Below are 16,109 nucleotides of genomic sequence, written 5' to 3'. Positions count from 1 at the left end.
TAACCAGACGGTATTTATCCGCCGAGCCGCTATCGGCTACCTTTAGGGTGTTTATGTTTTGTTAAGGAGGTGTATTGACATGGCTGAATCTATCCCCTGTTGTGATACGTCATTCGAGCAGCAGCTCATTAACTGGCGACGGCACTTGCATCAGTACCCGGAACTGTCCAATCAGGAACACCAAACCACTGCGCACATCACCCGCTGGCTACAAGAAAAATACATCCGTCTGTTGCCCCTTACATTGACCACTGGCGTCGTCGCCGAGATCGGTCACGGCAGTGGCCCGACGATTGCGCTGCGGGCCGATATTGATGCCCTGCCGATTGAAGAGTTGGTGGATGTGCCGTTTCGCTCTCAGCACGCGGGCGTCATGCATGCCTGTGGACATGATTTCCACACCGCGGTGATGCTGGGTGCCGCCTGTTTGCTGAAAAAGCGTGAATCTGTATTACCGGGTAAAATCCGCGTCTTTTTCCAACCGGCAGAAGAGGTTTCTACCGGCGCTAAACAGTTCATCCGCGCCGGTGCGCTCAACGATGTGGTCGCCGTTTTCGGCCTGCATAACGCGCCTGAGCTTCCCGCTGGCACCTTCGCCACCCGCAGCGGCCCGTTTTACGCCAACGTGGATCGCTTCGCTATTCACATTACCGGTAAAGGCGCGCACGCCGCCAAACCCGAACAGGGCATCGACAGCATCGTTACCGCCTGCAATATCGTCAATGCGCTACAAACGTTGCCCAGCCGCAGTTTCAGTTCGCTGGAATCACTGGTCATCAGCGTCACGCGCATTCAGGGCGGCAACACCTGGAACGTACTGCCGCAAACGGTAGAACTGGAAGGCACGGTACGCACCTACAATGCCGCGATTCGCGCGGAAATACCGGCGCGAATTGAGCAGTTGATCGGCGGTATTGCCGTTGCACTGGGCGCCAAAGCGGAGCTCAAGTGGTATCCCGGCCCGCCAGCGGTCGTCAATACCAGCGAATGGGCAGATTTCAGCAAACAGATTGCCCGAGACGCAGGCTATCAGGTGGAAAACGCCGAGCTGCAAATGAGCGGCGAGGACTTTGCGCTTTACCTTCAGGAAATACCGGGCACCTTCGTCAGCATTGGTTCAAACAGCGAATTTGGCCTGCACCATCCTCAGTTTAACCCGGATGAAAGTGCGATTGCGCCTGCCTCCCGCTATTTCGCACAGCTGGCGGAGGCCGCGTTGCATCGCCTGCGCACCACGAAAGTCACTCCACCGCAGGCGGTACTATCCTCATCGTAATACCTTGTTCTACAAATAGAATTTCCTGCAAACACAATCACCTCCGCACGATCAATTCGGCGGAGGCGTATTGATTACATTAATCCGATATTAGGAGAGACACGGGGATGAGGTTCCCGCAGGGACACCTCACCCCGTGGTTGCTCCGGGTATCTCGAGCGTCAAACGATCGAGATTGGGTGAAAAAGCGGAATGAATTAACCGCGAACAGCATGATAACGGCGGGAAAAATACACCAGACCCTCGGTGCTTTTGCCCTGTTTGAGCGCTAACACCCGGCAAATAAAAATATCGTGCGTCGCCGCGCTCACCACTTCTTCAACCTGACAGTCAAACGCAACCAGCGCATCCCGCAACACCGGCGATCCGGTGTGCAGCACATCCCACTCCGCCGCAGCAAACCGTTCTTCGGTAGACGAGCGGCTACCAAACAGCGTCGACAGCGCTTCATGATGGGAAGCCAACGTATTAATGCACAAATGCGTATTCGCCTGAAACGTGGGATACACCGACGAACCGCGATTCAAACACACCAGCAGCGTACCGGGCGAATCGCTGACGCTGGACACCGCGGAAGCCGTAAATCCAGCTTTACCCGCCGGGCCATCCGTCGTCACGACATTGACCGCCGCGCTCAGCCTTGCCATCGCATCACGAAACGCCTGCCGGTCAACGGTAGTAACCGCGGCAGAGAGAGCCGCGTCATTCGCGGTTACGTGTCGTTCAGCTATCAAATCAGACATTAAATATTTCCTTTAGATACGGCAAAGAGACATGATCATTAACATTATACTAACAAAATAAGCCACGTCATCATCTGAAATTTTTGAATTTTATTATCCATTTTTGTTGTTTTACATCACGCCTCGCCTCATCAATAGTGAAAACACGCTATTAACGCCTGATTAACCTTTCATTGAATACGTGAGTTTCTATTGATGGCTTGCTTATTGATAGCCGGTTTATTGATGGACTGTTTTCACTTTCATGGAGGTTCGTTCAATGAAAAATAAGCTCGCTCAATTAATAACAAACACATTCAATGAATAAAAAGGTTTCTGATAATGAGTGAAAAACAAATCTCTACCAAATCTACCAAACGACAATTAAGACTGGGTTTAATATTACAGGGCGCAGCGGGAAATATGTCCGCATGGCGACATAAAAACGTTGTACCAGATGCCAGTATTAATTTTGGTTTTGTTCTGGATGCGGTAAAAAAAGCCGAACAAGGGAAATTTGATTTTGTCTTCGTGGCTGACGGATTATATATCAATGAAAAATCTATCCCTCACTTTCTCAATCGCTTTGAACCGTTAACGCTGCTGTCCGCATTAGCCACCGTTACCACGCATATTGGTCTGGTCGGCACGCTTTCGACGTCGTATTCCGAACCGTTCACCACGGCGCGGCAATTCTCCAGCCTCGACCATCTCAGCAATGGCCGCGCGGGCTGGAACGTGGTGACCTCACCGTTGGAAGGCTCGGCGAAAAACTTCTCCCGCGCGCAACACCCAGAACACGCGCTGCGCTACCGTATTGCCGATGAATTCCTTCAGGTGGCAAAAGGCCTATGGGATTCCTGGGAAGACGATGCCTTTATTCGCGACCAAGCCAGCGGACAATTCTTCGATCCTGAAAAGCTGCACACGCTACACCATAAAGGTGAATTCTTCTCAGTGCAGGGCCCGCTGAATATAGGCCGATCCGCGCAGGGTCGTCCTATTGTGTTTCAGGCTGGCGCATCGGAAGACGGCCAAAAACTGGCCGCCAAGCACGCCGACGCCATTTTCACCCATCAACACACGCTGGAAGAATCACAGCGTTATTACCGCGAGGTAAAACAGAAGCTGGAAGAAAACGGTCGTCGGGCCGATCAGTTACATGTCTTTCAAGGCGTCAGCGTGATTGTTGGCAACGACGCGGAAGATGTGGAGCGTCAATATCAGGAAACCGCTCAACTGGTCACGATTAAGGATGCCCTCAATTATTTGGGGCGCTACTTTGAGCACTATGACTTCTCCCAACATCCGCTGGATGAGCCTTTCCCCGATATCGGCGATCTGGGGAAAAACAGCTTCCGCAGCACCACTGACGAAATCAAACGCAACGCGCAGGAAAAAGGCTTAACGCTGCGGCAGGTCGCGTTGGAAGCCGCATCACCACGCCCCGTCTTCAGCGGCACGCCCGAACAGGTGGCGGATGGCTTACAGCTCTGGTTTGAAAACGGTGCGGCCGATGGCTTCATCATTCAGGGAGGTACGCCGGAGACACTCAACCACTTTGTCGATCGCGTTGTTCCTCTGCTGCAACAGCGCGGCCTGTTCCGTCAGGATTACGCAGGCTACACGCTGCGGGAAAATCTGGCGCTGGATTATCCGGTGAATCAATTCACGCGCTAATTTGCGCCACAGGAGATTCATCGTGAAGCATTCCCCTTTTCTCTCTGTGATAGCTTTGGCGACCGTATTGAGCACCATGCTGGTAACCCACGTGCAGGCGCAAGACATCGGATTCGTCAGCCGCATTGACCTGAAGGCAAATCAGAATCCCATTCGCACCGGAAAAAACGCTGAAGCCATCGCGCAGATTCCCGCTAATTTCAAATTCATCACACCGGGGAAACTGACCATTGCCGTTTCAGCGCTCAGCTCGCCGCCACTGTCGCTGCTGGCTGATGACAACAAAACGATTGTTGGCAGCGATGCCGATATTGCGCGGCTGGTAGCCGACGGCCTCGGGCTGGAGCTGAAACTGGTTCCCGCCTCCTGGGAAGACTGGCCGTTGGGCATTACGGCGGGAAAATACGATGCCGCGATTTTTAATATCGCCGTGACCAAACTCCGCAAAGAGAAGTTTGATTTCGCCACGTATCGCATTGATACGCTGGGTTTCTACGTGAAATCGACCAGCAAGATTACGTCGATTAATAAGCCGGAAGACGTGGCGGGTTTGAAAGTCATTGTCGGCTCCGGCACCAATCAGGAAAACATTCTGCTGGGCTGGGATCGGCAAAACCGCACCAACGGCCTACCTCCTGTACAGCCGGTCTACGTCACCGATGATGCTGCCGCCAACCTGAGCATTCAGTCTGGGCGCGTCGATGCGTTTTTCGGCCCGCACTCTATCGGCGCTTATAAAGCGGCGCTGACGGGTAAAACACGCATGGTAGGCAAAGGCCCGACGGTCGCTTACGTCGCAGTCACCACACAGAAAGGTAACGGTCTGGCCCAGCCAATCAGCACTGCCATCAATGGCGCTATCAAGAACGGCAGCTATGCGCAGGTGCTGGATCGCTGGGGTGAAGAGGATGAAAAAATCACGCAATCCGTCGTGAATCCGCCGGGTATCGGCGATTAAGTAAAAACAGCACACCACAAAGTGACGGTGTCACTAAAACCATTATAAATAATCACCTGCAAGGGAAAAACTGATGCAAAAAGAGATTGCCCACACCATCGCACCGTCATCCCACTCACATCGCCTGCGTCCATCGCGTTTGACAACGTTACTGACGGGAGCGTTGCTGCTCGGTACGCTGTCCGTGATGACTGGCGCACAGGCGGCTATCGACCTGAAAGCCAATCAGCAGCCGATCCACGTACCGAAGAACGCGGAAGCTATCGCGCAAATTCCGGCTGATTTTAAATTTGTCACACCGGGCAAATTCACCGTGGCGATTGCCGCGCTGGGATCGTCACCGCCGCTGGCGTTTCTGGCCGACGATAACAAAACCGTGGTGGGCAGCGAACCGGATATCGCCCGACTGGTGGCCGACAGCCTCGGGCTGGAGCTGAACATCGTCCCCACCTCATGGGAAGACTGGCCGCTTGGCGTGACTTCCGGCAAGTATGACGCCGCCATCATCAACATTACCGTCACCAAAGAGCGTAAAGAAAAATTCGATTTCGCCACCTACCGCATAGACTCGCTGGGTTTCTATGTGAAATCCACCAGTAAGATTCAGTCCATCAACGAAGCGAAAGATATCGCCGGCTTGAAGATTATTGTTGGTTCCGGCACCAATCAGGAAGCCGTGCTGCTGGCCTGGGATAAGCAGAATCGCGCCAACGGCCTGCCCGCCTTTCAGCCGATTTATGTCACGGACGATGCCGCCGCCAACCTGAGTCTGCAATCCGGTCGTTCCGACGCCTATTTCGGCCCCAACGTGATCGGGGCGTACAAAGCCGAGCTGACCGGTAAGGTTAAGCATGTCGGTACGGTCAACGGTGGCTACCCCAACGTCGCACATATCGCGGTCACCACGCGCAAAGGCAGCGGACTGGTTCAGCCAATTAATACCGCGCTGAACGGCGTGATTAAAAGTGGCGAATACGACCAGGTGCTAAACCGCTGGGGCGAAAGCATCGAACGTATTGACCGTTCAGAAATCAATCCGCCGGGACTGGGCGATTAATCCCGCCCGATGACTATCGGTACGCCACGATCGACACACCGTGGTTACCGATAGCACGTACCCGAATGAATCAGGAGAATGAGATGAACGCATCCCAACTATTTGACGAGTAGCACAGAGGCTGAAAGGCGGGGTGTGGAGCCTCGCAGATTTCCGGCATCATCGTGCCTATAACGGGATACTCATCGTTCCCCTGACTGGAGACTCCACACATGAATAACTATACCCCTGTTGGCGTTGATATCGCAAAACACCTGATTCAGGTTCACTTCATCGACAAACATAGCGGCGAAGTGGTGGATAAACAGCTGAGACGTCAGGATGTTCTGACCTTCTTCAGCAACCGTGAGCCCTGCCTGATTGGTATGGAAGCCTGTGGTGGCTCTCAGCACTGGGCCCGGGAGTTGAAAAAACTCGGTCATCAGGTTCGCCTGCTTCAGGCGAAATTCGTCAAAGCGTTCCTTATGGGCAACAAGAACGACGTCATGGACTCCCGCGCCATATGGATGGCGGTCCAGCAACCGGGACGGGGGATAGCCGTAAAGAGCGAAGAGCAGCAGGCCGTTCTGGCACTGCATCGCATGCGCCGCCAGTGGGTGAAGTTCCGCACCGCGCAGACCAATGCCCTGCATGGCTTACTGCTCGAATTTGGTGAAACAGTACGCAAAGGACGTACCGCGCTGGACAAAGCTCTGCCCGTGGCGCTGGAGAGGCTGAAAAACCGCCTGCCGCTGTTCCTCATCGCCCAGATTGAAGAGCAGCACCGTCGGTTGAGTGAGCTGGATGCTCAGATTAACGGCATGGAGCAACAACTGATGGCGCTGGCGAAACAGAACGAGACCTGCCGACGGCTGATGGCTATACCCGGCGTAGGGCCACTGATAGCCACGGCGGCGGTGGCTACGATGGGCGAGGCTCATGCGTTCCGGTCGGGACGGGAGTTCGCGGCCTATGTCGGACTCGTCCCGAAACAGACCGGCACTGGCGGCAAGGTTCGCCTGCTGGGGATAAGCAAACGCGGTGACACCTACCTGCGTACGCTGTTTATCCACGGGGCACGGGCGGCATCGTTGCTAAGTAAGGAGCCTGGGCCGTGGATAACAGAGCTGAAGAAACGCAGACCGACCAGCGTGGCGGTGGTGGCGATGGCCAACAAACTGGCGCGCACGGTGTGGGCGGTGGCGGCGCACGAACGGGAGTACCGGAAAGATTACGTCAGCATCAGGCCGTATTAACAGTGGATGCTGAAAACCATTAACCCTTAACAAAAGGATGAATGCGGAAAGGTTGCGAGGGCAGCCAGCGTGATGACGACGACAGGTAAGACCGGGACTTGCTAAACCTGAATGGCGTGTCGGGCATAAAGCCCGCCAGGAGAATAAGGAGCAAGTCGGCGAATCTCATCGAGGCCCGCGGCACAGGCTGCAACAAGGCCGGATATAGAGCTGCGACCTATCCGTCAACGTCAACACAACGGAAGCCTTGCAAACGGGATGCGTTCATATAGCACGTCATGTCCAACGACATTTTCATTGTTACCCAGCCCGAAGATCCTATCGTGGCCCCGATTATCGACGGCCTGTTCGCGGAATATGAACAGCGCTATGGCGATTTTTTTGGCGAGCGGGAAAGCGATCCGCCGGGCATTTACCAGCAGCCGCACGGCATTTTTATTGCGCTGCTGCGTCAGGGTGTACCGATTGCGACTGGCGCGTTTAAACGCTACGACAATACCACTGCCGAAATTAAGCGGGTATGGACGGATAACGCACTGCGCCGTCAGGGGCTGGCAGGGAAAGTGATGCAGGAGCTGGAGCAACATGCCCGGCGGTTAGGTTATCAGCACTTTTTCCTGACCACCGGCTTCCGCCAGCCTGAAGCCGTGCGCCTCTACCTGAGCTACGGCTATACCCCGCAGTTCGACATCAACGTCGATCCCGTGACCTACAGCATTCCGCCTTACGATGGGCGACTGCCGTTTAAGAAAGCGCTGTTTAACGCGGCAACGCCTCGGGCTGCCCGATCAACAGAAGTCGATCTTATCGTTCGCCATTTGAAAGTGTGTTGACCCAGCACATCATGACTCACCCTGCGCGGTGATGAAGAACAAAAGGACATTTTTCAGGATCACCTTCAAAGGGTATCGATATGACACAATCTCTACACACGTCTTCTCAGCCGCCTCTGAGCCAGGCACAGGACGCGCCGTTACGCATCGTGCCGGCACGTTATCCCTTTCGTTTTGCTGGCGCGCTGTTTTCGCTGTTCATTTTTGCCGGCATTATTCAGTCGATCGCGCTGAATCCGCGCTGGGAATGGGCGGTCTTTGCCGAGTGGTTTTTTAATCCCGTGATCCTCACCGGGCTGGGGCAAACACTGCTGCTAACCGTCCTGGGCACATTATTCAGCATCATTTTCGGCACCGCACTGGCGCTGGCCCGCCTTTCGCCGTCTTATCTGCTGTCCACCCTGTCGTGGCTCTATATCTGGCTGTTCCGATCGCTGCCGCTGATTCTGGTGCTGATCATTCTCTACAATTTCTCGTACCTCTATGACGAGCTGGCGCTAGGGATTCCGTTTACCTCCATCGTCTTCCTGAACTATCCGACGATTGACTTACTGGATCAATTTTCCGTCGCCGTGCTTGGCCTGACGCTGGTGCAGTCCGCCTATACGGCAGAGATTATTCGCGGCGGTATTCTTGGCGTAGATGCCGGACAGTTTGAAGCCTCCGCCGCGCTCGGGCTGCCCGGTGGTCGCCGCACGGTACGCATCATTCTGCCGCAGGCGCTGCGTTCGATTCTGCCTACGGGTTTCAACGAGATCATCAGTCTGGCAAAAGGTACGTCGATCGTTTACGTGCTGGCGCTGCCGGAGCTGTTCTACACCGTTCAGGTCATCTACAACCGTACCCAGCAGGTCATTCCGCTGCTGATGGTCGCCACCATCTGGTATCTGCTGATCACCACGGTGCTATCCGTCATCCAATACTACGTGGAACGCTATGTATCCCGCGGTGCCGTGCGTGAAATGCCGCCAACGCCGCGCCAGAGGTTCGTCCGTTTCCTGACGCGCAAGCGCGCCCGTTAATTCATTCGATTCTGGAGATTTACCATGTCTGAAGCCATTGATTATTTCGCTCATGCGCGCACCACCGCGCAGCCACAGGCAGGAAACGCTCAGGGGCTGATCGAGATCCGCAACGTGGCAAAACATTTTGGTCAGCACAAAGCGCTGGACGATATCAATCTGACGCTGGCGCCCGGTTCCGTCACGGTGATCCTCGGCCCGTCCGGTTCGGGGAAATCCACGCTGCTGCGCACCATTAACCACCTTGAGCGGGTGGACGACGGCTTTATCCGCATCGACGGCGACTACATCGGCTACCGCCGCAAGGGGAATACGCTCTATGAGCTGAAAGAAAAAGACATTTTACGCCAGCGCATCAACGTCGGTTACGTGTTTCAGAACTTCAATCTGTTCCCCCACCTTTCCGTGTTGGAGAACATCATTGAAGCGCCGTTGGCGCATAAGCTGTATTCACGTCAGGAGGCAGAAGATATCGCCTTTACCTTGCTGGAAAGCGTCGGCCTGCGCCATAAAGCGCAATCTTATCCCCGCCATCTGTCTGGCGGCCAGCAACAGCGCGTCGCCATCGCCCGTGCACTGGCGCTCAAACCGAAAGTCATGCTGTTTGATGAACCGACATCCGCTCTCGACCCCGAACTGGTCGGTGAAGTGCTGGACGTGATCAAATCACTCGCCCGATCCGGCGTGACACTGGTCGTCGTCACACATGAAATCGGCTTTGCACGCGAAGTCGCTGACCGTGTGGTGTTTATGGTGGACGGAAAAATCGTCGAAAGCGGGGATTCCTTGCAGGTACTGAACCACCCCTGCCATCCACGAACGATCAACTTTTTGAATAAGGTGCTGTGAACCTCATGCCGCTATGACTGAGTGGGGCTATCGTATCGGGCATGTTAACAACGTTGTTTTCATGTATGTCCCAGCATGCCCGACGGCCACGCTCATCTCAGCGCAATTTTCTACATCAAGGAAAAGAAAACAGATACAACGTAATATTCAAATCGCGACCAGCCCCCGCACGCCGTCCTGTTCCATCGTTTCACCTCGTCCGCGCTGGATGATTTCCCCACGTGACATCACCAGATAGCTGTCAGCCAGTTCGGCGGCGAAGTCGTAAAACTGCTCGACCAGCAGAATCGCCATGTCGCCACGCTGCGCCAGTTGGCGAATCACCGCGCCAATCTCTTTGATCACCGACGGCTGTATGCCTTCTGTCGGCTCATCCAGGATCAACAACTGTGGTTTACAGGCCAGCGCACGCCCAATGGCTAATTGCTGCTGTTGCCCGCCGGACAAATCGCCGCCGCGCCGCTGTTTCATCTCATCCAGCACCGGAAAAAGCTGGTAGATCTCATCCGGCACCTGCCGCGCCTGTTTACCCGGAAAGCGCGACAGCCCCATCAGCAGGTTTTCTTCTACCGTCAGACGAGGAAAAATTTCCCGCCCTTGCGGCACATAGGCAATGCCAGCCTGCACACGCTGGTAAGGTTTGCGCGTATTGATCGCTTCGCCCTGCCAGCGAATCGTGCCGGATTTCGCCGGAATCAGCCCCATCAGGCATTTCAGCAGCGTGGTTTTCCCCACGCCGTTGCGCCCTAACAGGCAGGTAATTTCGCCGGCTTTGACCTCAAAGGACAGGCCGCGCAGGATGTGGCTGCCGCCGTAGTATTGATTCAGTTCAGCAATCTCTAACATGTTAGCGCCCCAGATAAACGTCAATCACCTGCTCATTCGCCTGCACCTCGCGCAGCGACCCTTCCGCCAGCACCTGCCCCTGATGCAGCACGGTGACACGATCGGCAATGCTCTCGACAAAGCCCATATCGTGCTCCACCACCATCAGCGAGTGTTTGCCTGCCAAACTACGGAACAGTTCGGCAGTATAGGCCGTTTCTGCGTCGGTCATCCCGGCGGCGGGTTCATCGAGCAGCAGCAGATGCGGCTCCTGTACCAGTAACATGCCGATCTCCAGAAACTGCTTTTGCCCGTGTGACAACAGCCCAGCGGGCCGTTGCCGTTCGTGGCCGAGCCGCAGCAGCGCCAACGTGTCGTCAATCCGGTCACGCTGCTCGCTGTTCAGTCTGGCACGCAGGCTTGCCCACACTGATTTGTCAGTTTTTAGTGCGATTTCGAGGTTTTCAAATACCGTCAGCGCTCCAAACACGGTCGGTTTTTGGAATTTCCGCCCAATTCCCGCGCGGGCTATTTCTACCGGAGATAGCATCGTCAGGTCGGTGTACTGATCGTAAAACGCTTTGCCGTTGTCGGGTCGCGTTTTACCGGTGATGACATCCATCAGCGTGGTTTTTCCTGCGCCGTTGGGGCCGATGATGCAACGCAGCTCTCCCACGCCAATCTGTAACGACAGATCGGTGAGCGCGCGGAAACCATCAAAGCTCACGTTAATCTTGTCGAGTTGCAGCACCGGATCGGTCTGATGCCGATGGCGATCCGACGGGTGCGGCTGTGCAAACATGGGTTGTGTAAACATCGGCTGAGCGGCAACCGTGTGCGCAGGCTCAGAGGCAGATGGCACAGATAAAGGCTCAGTCATGTTTTTTCCTCGTCAGCAAGCCAATCACGCCACGCGGCAAAAACAGCGTGACGAGAATAAACATCAGTCCCAAAAAGAACAGCCAGTATTCGGGGAAGGCCACGGTAAACCAGCTTTTCGCCCCGTTGACGATGCCCGCACCGAGTAGCGGCCCGATCAGCGTTCCACGCCCGCCCAGCGCCACCCAAATAGCCGCTTCGATGGAGTTGGTCGGCGACATTTCGCCAGGATTGATAATGCCGACCTGCGGCACATACAGTGCCCCGGCCAGACCGCACAGCACGGCGGAAAGTGTCCAGACAAACAGTTTGAAGCCTTTCGGATCGTAGCCGCAGAACATCAGACGGTTTTCCGCATCACGCACCGCCGTCAGCACGCGGCCAAATTTACTGCGCGCCAACGCAAAGCCCACCAGCAGGCTGACCATTAACAACAGCACGGTGGCGACAAACAGCCCGATGCGCGTCCCCGTCGCTGTAATAGGGAAACCGAGCAGCGTGGTAAAACCGGTAAACCCGTTATTGCCGCCAAAGCCAGTTTCGTTACGGAAAAACAGCAGCATGCCCGCGTAGGTCAGCGCCTGCGTCATGATCGAGAAATACACGCCTTTGATTTTGGAGCGGAACGCAAACCAGCCGAACACAAACGCCAGCACGCCCGGCACCAGCACAATCAGGCACAGCACCCAGGCGAAATACTGGGTTCCCGCCCAGAACCACGGCAGTTCCGTCCACGACAGAAATGACATAAACACGGGTATTCCCTCGCCAGCAGCCTGCCGCATCAGGTACATGCCCATCGCGTAGCCGCCCAACGCGAAAAACAGGCCGTGACCGAGCGACAGCAGCCCGGCATAGCCCCACACCAGATCCAGCGCGACGGCAACAATCGCGTAGCACAGAATTTTACCGATCAACGTCAGCGTATAGGTGGAGATCGCCAGCGGGTTCTCTGCGGGCAGCAGCGCGAGAAATGGCAGGATTAGCAAGGCCAGCAACATCGTTGAACCGAGGCCAAGCATGAGCCGTGGCGCGCGCTGCGTCAGAGTTATCGTCATGGGTTGCGTAATAGATTGCGTCATCAGTCAATCACCCGTCCTTTGAATGCAAACAGCCCCTGTGGCCGTTTCTGAATAAACAGCACGATCAGTACCAGAATGACGATTTTGCCCAGCACCGCACCAATCTGCGGTTCGAGCACTTTGTTGAGAATGCCAAGGCTGAAGGCAGCGACCACCGTCCCCGCCAGTTGCCCAACGCCCCCCAGCACCACAACAAGGAAGGAATCGATGATGTAGCCTTGTCCTAGCTCCGGCCCGACGTTGCCTAGCTGCGACAGCGCTACGCCGCCCAGCCCGGCGATGCCGGAGCCCAGCCCAAAAGCCAGCATATCGACGCGCCCGGTCGGCACGCCGCAGCAGTCCGCCATCGCTCGGTTTTGCGTCACCGCACGCACATTCATACCAAGACGGGTTTTGTTGAGGAGTAGCCAGGTGAGCAGCAGCACACCGAGGACGAATACAATCACCGCGATGCGGTTATACGGCAGCACCAGATTCGGCAACAGACGCAACCCACCGGACAGCCACGCGGGGTTCGCCACTTCCAGATTTTGCGTACCAAACAGCATCCGCACCAGTTGAATCAGCATCAGGCTAATTCCCCAGGTTGCCAGCAGCGTTTCCAGCGGTCGGCCATACAGATGACGGATCACCGTACGTTCCAGCGCCATACCGACGCCAGCCGTAATGAAGAAGGCGACAGGCAACGCCAGCAGCGGATAGTACGCCAGCCAGTCGGGGGCAAACTGCTGGCACAATGACTGCACCAGCCAGGTTGCGTATGCTCCCAACATCAGCATTTCGCCGTGCGCCATGTTGATGACGCCCAGCAGCCCATACGTGATCGCCAGCCCCAGTGCCGCCAGCAGCAAAATAGAGCCGAGCGACAGTCCGGTGAATGCCTGCCCCAGCAGATCGCCGACGATCAAACTTTGTTTAATCTGATCCAGACTCGCCTGCGCCGCCGCACGTACGCCGGTATCCGGCTCGTTTTGCGCCTGCGTCAATGGCTGTAAGCGTGCCTGCATTTGTGGATCGCCGGTCTGCCCTAAGCGCTTGACCGCATCCAGACGTATCAGCGGATTGGGATCGCTTAACTGCCGGGTCGCAATCGCGGTATTCAGCGCATCGTGCACCTGCGCATCTTTTTCTACCTCAAGTCGCTGCACCAACAGCGGCAATTGGTCCGTAGTGCTCTCGCTTTGCAACTGCCGTACGGCATTCAGACGCGTTGCGGCATCGTCGCTGACAAGCTGATGTGAGGCCAGCGCGGTGGCAATTAGCACACGCAGGCGGTTATTCATAAACAGCTTTTTGGTCGCGCCAACCGGCTCAACGTGTCCTTCCAGCGGCGTTAACGTCCCCTGCACATCCCTAAATGCCTGTTGATTCTGATCGAGCACCACGGATTCATCGCGCAGTGCCTGTAATAGCGGTAAACGGGCGGGATCCGGCGCAGCGGCCCACTGTTGCAACAGCTCGGCCTGCTGCGTGCGGTTGGCCGCGGCGAAATCGGCCGCCGGCCCGGCCTGTGCCAGCAGAGGAAGCATCAGACACAGCGACAGCACAAACGTAGATAATCGACAGCTCATCATCGCAATGTCCGCCATATAAGAGAGAGAATATCCCGTCCGGTATGTTGGACGGGGGAAAGACGACGCTTACTGTGCGGCTTTGATTGGATGATCGGGTTTCTTATCGTTACCGGCGATGTACGGGCTCCACGGTTGCGCGCGAACCGGTTTATCCGTTTGCCAGACCACGTTGAACTGACCGTTTTCCTCAATCTCGCCAATCATCACCGGCTTGTGCAGATGGTGGTTAGTGCTGTCCATCGTCAGCGTAAAGCCATCCGGTGCGGCAAAGGTCTGCCCGGCCATCGCGGCGCGGACTTTATCCACGTCCGTCGTGCCCGCTTTCTCTACCGCCTGCGCCCACATATGGATGCCCACATAGGTGGCTTCCATCGGATCGTTAGTCACCACCGTGCCCGCGTTCGGCAGGTTTTTCGCTTTGGCATAGGCTTTGTAGGCTTCCACGAAGTCGGCATTGGTGGGGTTATCTACCGATTCAAAGTAGTTCCACGCGGCTAAATGGCCGACCAGCGGCTTGGTGTCGATCCCGCGCAGTTCCTCTTCACCGACCGAGAACGCAACAACCGGCACATCGGTCGCTTTGATTCCCTGATTTGCCAGCTCTTTATAGAACGGCACGTTAGAGTCACCGTTGATGGTGGACACCACCGCCGTCTTGCCGCCCGTCGAGAACTTTTTGATATTGGCAACAATGGTCTGGTAATCGCTGTGACCAAACGGCGTATAAACTTCCTCAATATCTTTGTCCTGCACGCCTTTGGAATGCAGGAACGCGCGCAGAATCTTGTTAGTGGTGCGTGGATACACATAGTCCGTACCCAACAGGAAGAAGCGTTTCGCCGCCCCGCCGTCTTCGCTTATCAGGTATTCCACCGCCGGGATCGCCTGCTGATTCGGTGCCGCGCCGGTGTAGAACACGTTCGGCGACATCTCTTCGCCTTCATACTGCACCGGATAGAACAGCAGCCCGTTTAACTCTTCAAACACTGGCAAAACCGATTTACGCGACACCGATGTCCAGCACCCGAACACCACCGCTGCTTTGTCCTGCGTCAGCAGTTGACGCGCCTTTTCAGCAAACAGCGGCCAGTTCGAAGCCGGATCGACCACCACGGGCTCCAGTTTTTTACCCAACACGCCACCTTTGGCGTTGATTTCATCAATCGTCATCAGCGCCACATCCTTCAACGGCGTTTCCGAAATCGCCATCGTGCCGGACAGCGAATGCATAATGCCGACTTTGATGGTGTCCGCCGCCTGCACACTCCAGGTCAACCCCATACCAACCACCGTTGCGGAAAGCGCAAAAACTTTTAGCAATGAACGTCTTTTCATTTATTAGCCCTTAAGTCGTGTTGAGTGAGAATGGAATCGTGTGATGCATCAGGTGAAACACGTTCAGTAGAAACAGATTGAGGCCGCGCCTGCTGTAGCATGTGTAAGGTGATCTTCCGGACTTCGGCCTTACTGACCGCAATGTGGTCGGTCAGAATGCGCTGCGCCTCCTCGGTGTGCTGTTGCAATATCGCCAGCAAAATGCGGGCATGCTCTTTATAGGTCGCATCGATACGATCTTCGCGGGTGAAATCAAGGCGGCGAATAATGCGGATTTTCTCCGTCAGTTCGCCATGAACCCGCGCCATTTCGCTATTACCTGCCGCTGTCACCAGCCCGCGGTGAAAGCCCTCGTCGTAGCGGGAAACGATCTTGCCGTCATCCAGACGCGGTTCTTCAATCCAGAAGCGTTTCAGGTCCGTCAATAGCTCGGCACAGCGCCCCGGCGGCATTCCACACAGTCGTCGAATGGCTTCACGCTCCAGCACGATGCGGAAGTCATACAGTTCCTCGAAATAGGCGAAATCAAACGGACGAACCTGCCAGCCGCTGCGGAAATAGACTTCGACATAGCCTTCCCGCTCCAGCCAGAACAGTGCCTGGCGCACTGGCGTGCGGCTGACCGACATCCGCTCAGCAATTTCATTTTCACTAAAGCGGTCGCCCGGCATCAGGCGAAAGTCAAAAATGTCGTTTTTCAGTGCTTGATACACCCGCTCTGCCAGCGCTTCCGGGCGATCTTTACTGCTCTTTTGGGTACCTGCTCGCATCGTTTTCTTCGC

Annotated in this window: 15 protein-coding genes; 8 read left to right on the top strand and 7 right to left on the bottom strand. The window is 55.6% G+C overall.

What is annotated here, in order from left to right:
• The first annotated feature begins 79 nt into the window (after nt 1-79).
• Entirely contained in the window at nt 80-1,276 is a 1,197-nt protein-coding gene (locus tag O1Q74_RS09565; protein WP_271878301.1) for a M20 peptidase aminoacylase family protein, read from the top strand.
• Between the two features lie 197 nt (nt 1,277-1,473).
• Here O1Q74_RS09565 and O1Q74_RS09560 read toward each other — a convergent pair whose 3' ends face one another.
• Complete coding sequence (locus O1Q74_RS09560) at nt 1,474-2,019, bottom strand: flavin reductase (RefSeq protein WP_271878298.1); 546 nt, start codon at nt 2,017-2,019, stop codon at nt 1,474-1,476.
• 321 nt (nt 2,020-2,340) lie between these two features.
• Here O1Q74_RS09560 and O1Q74_RS09555 point away from each other — a divergent pair, with 321 nt between their 5' ends.
• From O1Q74_RS09555 to O1Q74_RS09525, 7 genes are all read left to right on the top strand, one after another.
• A complete protein-coding gene (locus O1Q74_RS09555; protein ID WP_271878295.1) occupies nt 2,341-3,678 on the top strand; it encodes an LLM class flavin-dependent oxidoreductase in 1,338 nt (445 codons plus the stop codon).
• Nucleotides 3,679-3,754: 76 nt separating this feature from the next.
• Complete coding sequence (locus tag O1Q74_RS09550) at nt 3,755-4,636, top strand: ABC transporter substrate-binding protein (RefSeq protein ID WP_442953140.1); 882 nt, start codon at nt 3,755-3,757, stop codon at nt 4,634-4,636.
• A gap of 73 nt (nt 4,637-4,709) precedes the next feature.
• Nucleotides 4,710-5,693, top strand: coding sequence for an ABC transporter substrate-binding protein (locus tag O1Q74_RS09545; RefSeq protein WP_271878289.1), 984 nt, complete (start codon nt 4,710-4,712; stop codon nt 5,691-5,693).
• Nucleotides 5,694-5,905: 212 nt separating this feature from the next.
• Nucleotides 5,906-6,928: an IS110 family transposase gene (locus O1Q74_RS09540; RefSeq protein ID WP_271878286.1), complete on the top strand. Its 1,023-nt coding sequence runs from the start codon at nt 5,906-5,908 to the stop codon at nt 6,926-6,928.
• A gap of 278 nt (nt 6,929-7,206) precedes the next feature.
• On the top strand, nt 7,207-7,761 hold the full coding sequence (locus tag O1Q74_RS09535) for a GNAT family N-acetyltransferase (RefSeq protein ID WP_271878283.1): 555 nt from the start codon (nt 7,207-7,209) through the stop codon (nt 7,759-7,761).
• Nucleotides 7,762-7,841: 80 nt separating this feature from the next.
• Entirely contained in the window at nt 7,842-8,783 is a 942-nt protein-coding gene (locus tag O1Q74_RS09530) for an amino acid ABC transporter permease (RefSeq protein ID WP_271878280.1), read from the top strand.
• Between the two features lie 24 nt (nt 8,784-8,807).
• Nucleotides 8,808-9,632 carry an amino acid ABC transporter ATP-binding protein gene (locus tag O1Q74_RS09525; protein ID WP_271878277.1) on the top strand — a complete coding sequence of 275 codons (825 nt, stop codon included), beginning with the start codon at nt 8,808-8,810 and terminating at the stop codon, nt 9,630-9,632.
• A 147-nt stretch (nt 9,633-9,779) separates the two neighbouring features.
• On the opposite strand, the gene urtE is transcribed toward O1Q74_RS09525, so the two are convergent.
• The 6 genes from urtE to O1Q74_RS09495 are packed head-to-tail and all read right to left on the bottom strand — an operon-like array spanning nt 9,780 to nt 16,097.
• Complete coding sequence (gene urtE / locus O1Q74_RS09520; RefSeq protein ID WP_225084748.1) at nt 9,780-10,478, bottom strand: urea ABC transporter ATP-binding subunit UrtE; 699 nt, start codon at nt 10,476-10,478, stop codon at nt 9,780-9,782.
• Between the two features lies 1 nt (nt 10,479).
• Nucleotides 10,480-11,274 (bottom strand): urea ABC transporter ATP-binding protein UrtD, encoded by a 795-nt coding sequence (gene urtD / locus O1Q74_RS09515; RefSeq protein WP_271878864.1) that lies wholly within the window; start codon nt 11,272-11,274, stop codon nt 10,480-10,482.
• A 55-nt stretch (nt 11,275-11,329) separates the two neighbouring features.
• On the bottom strand, nt 11,330-12,406 hold the full coding sequence (gene urtC, locus O1Q74_RS09510) for an urea ABC transporter permease subunit UrtC (protein ID WP_271878862.1): 1,077 nt from the start codon (nt 12,404-12,406) through the stop codon (nt 11,330-11,332).
• An 11-nt stretch (nt 12,407-12,417) separates the two neighbouring features.
• Nucleotides 12,418-14,007 (bottom strand): urea ABC transporter permease subunit UrtB, encoded by a 1,590-nt coding sequence (urtB, locus tag O1Q74_RS09505; RefSeq protein WP_271878273.1) that lies wholly within the window; start codon nt 14,005-14,007, stop codon nt 12,418-12,420.
• A 51-nt stretch (nt 14,008-14,058) separates the two neighbouring features.
• Nucleotides 14,059-15,327 (bottom strand): urea ABC transporter substrate-binding protein, encoded by a 1,269-nt coding sequence (gene urtA / locus O1Q74_RS09500; protein WP_271878270.1) that lies wholly within the window; start codon nt 15,325-15,327, stop codon nt 14,059-14,061.
• Nucleotides 15,324-16,097, bottom strand: a complete 774-nt coding sequence (locus O1Q74_RS09495; protein ID WP_271878267.1) for a GntR family transcriptional regulator — start codon at nt 16,095-16,097, stop codon at nt 15,324-15,326. Before O1Q74_RS09495 ends, urtA begins: the two co-directional genes overlap by 4 nt.
• Between the last annotated feature and the right edge of the window lie 12 nt (nt 16,098-16,109).

The sequence above is a fragment of the Pectobacterium sp. A5351 genome, from assembly GCF_028335745.1.
GTDB lineage: Bacteria > Pseudomonadota > Gammaproteobacteria > Enterobacterales > Enterobacteriaceae > Pectobacterium.
The sequence above is the reverse complement of the archived record's forward strand: the minus strand, read 5'-3'. Positions and strand labels throughout refer to the sequence as shown.

What these genes read in the sequence shown, in the direction of transcription:
- O1Q74_RS09525 (WP_271878277.1), top strand. Translation starts at nt 8,808, where the DNA reads ATGTCTGAAGCCATTGATTATTTCGCTCATGCGCGCACCACCGCGCAG.
- O1Q74_RS09550 (WP_442953140.1), top strand. Translation starts at nt 3,755, where the DNA reads ATGCTGGTAACCCACGTGCAGGCGCAAGACATCGGATTCGTCAGCCGC.
- O1Q74_RS09560 (WP_271878298.1), bottom strand. Translation starts at nt 2,019, where the DNA reads ATGTCTGATTTGATAGCTGAACGACACGTAACCGCGAATGACGCGGCT.
- urtE (WP_225084748.1), bottom strand. Translation starts at nt 10,478, where the DNA reads ATGTTAGAGATTGCTGAACTGAATCAATACTACGGCGGCAGCCACATC.
- O1Q74_RS09540 (WP_271878286.1), top strand. Translation starts at nt 5,906, where the DNA reads ATGAATAACTATACCCCTGTTGGCGTTGATATCGCAAAACACCTGATT.
- O1Q74_RS09565 (WP_271878301.1), top strand. Translation starts at nt 80, where the DNA reads ATGGCTGAATCTATCCCCTGTTGTGATACGTCATTCGAGCAGCAGCTC.
- urtB (WP_271878273.1), bottom strand. Translation starts at nt 14,007, where the DNA reads ATGGCGGACATTGCGATGATGAGCTGTCGATTATCTACGTTTGTGCTG.
- urtD (WP_271878864.1), bottom strand. Translation starts at nt 11,274, where the DNA reads ATGTTTACACAACCCATGTTTGCACAGCCGCACCCGTCGGATCGCCAT.
- O1Q74_RS09530 (WP_271878280.1), top strand. Translation starts at nt 7,842, where the DNA reads ATGACACAATCTCTACACACGTCTTCTCAGCCGCCTCTGAGCCAGGCA.
- O1Q74_RS09495 (WP_271878267.1), bottom strand. Translation starts at nt 16,097, where the DNA reads ATGCGAGCAGGTACCCAAAAGAGCAGTAAAGATCGCCCGGAAGCGCTG.
- O1Q74_RS09555 (WP_271878295.1), top strand. Translation starts at nt 2,341, where the DNA reads ATGAGTGAAAAACAAATCTCTACCAAATCTACCAAACGACAATTAAGA.
- O1Q74_RS09535 (WP_271878283.1), top strand. Translation starts at nt 7,207, where the DNA reads ATGTCCAACGACATTTTCATTGTTACCCAGCCCGAAGATCCTATCGTG.
- urtA (WP_271878270.1), bottom strand. Translation starts at nt 15,327, where the DNA reads ATGAAAAGACGTTCATTGCTAAAAGTTTTTGCGCTTTCCGCAACGGTG.
- O1Q74_RS09545 (WP_271878289.1), top strand. Translation starts at nt 4,710, where the DNA reads ATGCAAAAAGAGATTGCCCACACCATCGCACCGTCATCCCACTCACAT.